The sequence below is a fragment of the Xanthobacter sp. BG11Y11_SDJG genome, from assembly GCF_057364445.1.
In genome coordinates, this window is sequence record NZ_JBNFNU010000412.1 from 1 (window position 1) to 3700 (window position 3700).

Sequence of the window (3700 nt, forward strand, 5' to 3'; positions counted from 1 at the left end):
CGGCGGTGGTGCGCCCGCGCCTCGACGCGGCGGCGCTGATCGCCCTCGACCGCATGGCGCCTTGGCTCGATTGAACGGGCGCGGCTGAACGGGCCGCTTCCCGCGAAGGCGCGATCCCGGCCGGAGCCGGGACCGCGGGGGCTCACACCGCCAGCGCTTCCATGAGGCGCTCGCGGTCCTTGGCGTCCTCGGCCTCGCCGGTGAGGACGATGCGGCCGCGCTCGATCACCACGAAGCGGTCGGTCACCGCCAGCGCCTCGTGGACGTTCTGCTCCACCAGCAGCACCATGGCGCCGCGCTCCTTGAGCTCGCGCACGATGGCGAACACCTCGGCGACGATCATGGGGGCGAGGCCCTCGGAGGGCTCGTCCACCAGGACGAGCTGCGGCGCGCCCACCAGAACGCGGGCCATGGCCAGCATCTGCTGCTCGCCGCCCGAGAGCGTGGTGCCGAGCTGGTGCCGCCGCTCGCGCAGGCGCGGGAAGCGATCGTAGATCTCGGCGATCACCGCCCGCCCGGCGCTCGCCGGCCGGCCGCGGACCTGCATCAGGCCCAGCGTCAGGTTCTCTTCCACCGTGAGGCCGGGGAAGATGCGCCGGTCCTCCGGCACGAGGCCGACGCCCGAGCGCGTGATGCGGTCCGGCTCCAGCCCGGCGAGCGAGACGTCGCCAAGCCGGATGGTGCCGGAGCTGGGCTTCACCCAGCCGGCGATGGTCTTGAGCAGCGTGGTCTTGCCGACCCCGTTGCGGCCGAAGATGCCGATCACCTCGCCGGGCGCGGCGGAAAGGTCGATGCCCTGGATGATGTGGCTGCGGCCGTAATGGCTGTTGAGGCCTTCGATCTTCAGCATGTCAGGCGTGTCCGAAATAGGCGGCCTGCACCTGCGGGTCCGCGCGCACCGCCGCCGGGGGGCCCTCGGCGAGCTTGCGGCCCTGGTGCATCACCACCACGTGGTCGGAAAGTTCCATGACGAGGCCGATGTCGTGCTCGATCAGGAGCACGCTCACGTCCTGCGTCAGGGAGCGCACCAGCTTCGCCGTGTCGGCCGTGTCCTGGTGGCTCATGCCCTGGGTGGGCTCGTCGAGCAGCAGGATCTTCGGCTCCGAGGCGAGGCACACGGCGATCTCCAGGCGGCGCTGGTCGCCGTGGGAGAGGTTGCCGGCCAGCTCGTCGCGCTTGTGGGTGAGCTCGAAGCGCTCCAGCATCGCCTGCGTCTTCGCCTGCGCCCGCGTGGAGCAGCGGATCGGCAGCAGCGCCCGCTTGGCGGGCTCCAGCACCTGCGCGGCGAGGCGCAGGTTCTCGGCCACCGTCAGCTCGAAGAACAGGTTGGTGATCTGGAACGAGCGCGAGAGGCCGGCGCCCTTCAGGCGCTCGGGGGCGGCGCCGGTCATGTCGACGCCGTCGATGAGCACCGTGCCGGAGAGCGGCTTGAGCGCCCCGGAGATCATGTTGAAGAGCGTGGACTTGCCCGCCCCGTTCGGCCCGATCACCGTGGTGATGCGGTGGCGCTCGGCGGCGAACGTCACCTGGTCCACGGCGCGAAGTCCGCCGAAGGCGATGGAGAGGTCGCTGACCTCGAGAACCGGACGGCTCATGGCTTCACCTCCTCGGCCTTCAGTGGCAGGTCCGCGTCCGGCGTCTTGCTCTCGCGCAGGTGGCGCGGGGCGATCAGGCGCTCCACGTGGGGCCGCACGAAGCCGATCAGGCCCTTGGGCATGAACAGCACGCCGGCCATGAACAAAAGGCCGATGATGATGAGGTAGTGGTCGGTCCAGCTGCCGATCACCGACTTGATGATGACCAGGAACACGCTGCCGTAGAGCGCCCCCACCAGCGTGCCGACGCCGCCGAGGATCACCGAGATCACCGCATTGCCGGAGGTCATGAAGAACATCAGCTCCGGCGAGACGAAGCCGCGCAGCATGGGGTAGAGCGCGCCCGACAGGCCGGCGATCAGCGCCGCTGCGAGGTAGCACACCATTCGGGCCCGCCACACCGAATAGCCGAGGAACGGCACCCGCTTCTCATTGGCCTTGAGCGCGGTGAGCACGCGGCCGAACGGCGTGTCGAGCAGATAGGCGGTGGCCGCGTAGAGCGCCATGATGATGACCAGCACCACCAGGAAGAAGCCCACCGGATTGCCCGCCGACACCGAGAACGGGCCGATGCCGATATCGATCACCGGAATGCCGATCATGCCGTCGGACGCCCCGAGGTCGCGGATGTTGTAGACCACCTTGGCGACCACCTGGGCGAGGCCGAAGGTGATGAGGGCGAAATAGACCCCGCGCACCCGGTTGGCGATCAGCCCGCCGATCACGGCGCTGAAGAGCGTCACCACCCCGGCCGCGCCCATGGCGAGCCAGAAGGACGGCACCTTCATCAGCACCAGCGCCGAGGTGTAGGCGCCGATGCCGAAATAGAGCGCCTGGCCGAGCGAGAGCGCGCCGGAATAGCCGAGCAAAAGGTCCACCGACAGCGCGAGCCCGGCGAAGATCAGCGCCTCGGTGGCGAGCCGCAGGTAGAAGGTGTCGCCGATGGCGGAGCCCACCACGGCGAGCACCAGCGCGGCGACCACCAGGAGCGCCGCCAGCACATGGCTCGCCCGCATGGAGAGCGTGAGACGGTCAAGCATGTCCGAGCCTCCCGAACAGGCCCTGGGGGCGGAACACGAGGAAGGCCACCATGGTCCCGAACACGATCGGGTCGGTCCAGACCGGCGAGATCACGAGGCTCGCCAGCGCCTGCACCTGGGTCAGCAGCAGGCCGGCGACCACCGCGCCCCAGATGGAGCCCATGCCGCCGACGATCACCACCGTGAAGGCGAGCAGGATGAAGTCCCGCCCCATGGTGGGGAAGATGGAATAGATCGGCGCCAGCAGCACCCCGGCGAGGCCGGCGAGCGCCACGCCGAAGGCGAAGGTGCCGGAATAGACCAGCGACACCGGCACGCCGAGCGAGGCGGCCATGTTGCGGTCGTAGGCGGCGGCCCGCACCATGGCGCCGAGGCGCGTGCGGTAGACCACGAAGGCCACGCCGGCCACGATCACCGCGCCGATGGCGATCAGGAACAGGCGGTAATTGGGCAGGATGATGCCGAAGATCTCGCTGGCGCCGGGGATCGGCGTCGGCGGGCGCTGGGTGTTGGGGCCGAAGATCAGCTTCAGCACGTCCTCGGCGATCAGCGCGAGGCCGAAGGTGACGAGCAGCGTCGTCACGTGCCGGTCCTTGGTGTTGAAGACCGGCCTGATGAGCAGGCGCTCCGTGACCATGCCGAGCGGCAGCATCAGCACCGGCACCAGCACGATGAGCAGCCAGAAGTCGATATGCGCGGCGCCCAGCGCCAGGGCCAGATAGGCGCCCACCGCATAGAACTCGCCGTGGCTCATGTTGATGACGTCGAGCAGGCCGAAGATGATGGTCAGCCCGAGCGCCACCAGCACCACGGCGACGCCGAGCGCGAGCCCGTTCACCACCTGCGGCGCCAGGACGAACTGTAGATAGTCGAGGGCGTTCATCGCCTTTGTGTCTCCCCTGGAAGCAATGGAACCGCCGCGGCCGTGAGGGGCCGCGGCGGTTCGTTCCGGCTCAGAAGCGGGTGCAGGTGTCGGGGCCGATGGCGTCCTCGGCCGAGACCTTGTCGATGATGTCGAACTTGCCGTTGTTGATGCGCACCACATACATGGGCTGCATCGCCTGG

Annotated in this window: 4 protein-coding genes; all 4 read right to left on the minus strand. The window is 69.2% G+C overall.

The features are described 5' to 3' along the window. Nucleotides 1-142 precede the first annotated feature (142 nt). From AC2W7M_RS21880 to AC2W7M_RS21895, 4 genes are read right to left on the minus strand one after another with little or no spacing between them, the layout of a single operon-like run. Nucleotides 143-850: an ABC transporter ATP-binding protein gene (locus AC2W7M_RS21880; protein ID WP_486134888.1), complete on the minus strand. Its 708-nt coding sequence runs from the start codon at nt 848-850 to the stop codon at nt 143-145. 1 nt (nt 851) lies between these two features. Further along, nucleotides 852-1595: an ABC transporter ATP-binding protein gene (locus AC2W7M_RS21885; RefSeq protein WP_121624534.1), complete on the minus strand. Its 744-nt coding sequence runs from the start codon at nt 1593-1595 to the stop codon at nt 852-854. Continuing rightward, entirely contained in the window at nt 1592-2635 is a 1044-nt protein-coding gene (locus AC2W7M_RS21890) for a branched-chain amino acid ABC transporter permease (protein ID WP_486134890.1), read from the minus strand. Before AC2W7M_RS21890 ends, AC2W7M_RS21885 begins: the two co-directional genes overlap by 4 nt. Beyond that, nucleotides 2628-3518, minus strand: coding sequence for a branched-chain amino acid ABC transporter permease (locus AC2W7M_RS21895; RefSeq protein ID WP_121624532.1), 891 nt, complete (start codon nt 3516-3518; stop codon nt 2628-2630). The genes AC2W7M_RS21890 and AC2W7M_RS21895 overlap by 8 nt, the downstream gene beginning before the upstream one ends. Between the last annotated feature and the right edge of the window lie 182 nt (nt 3519-3700).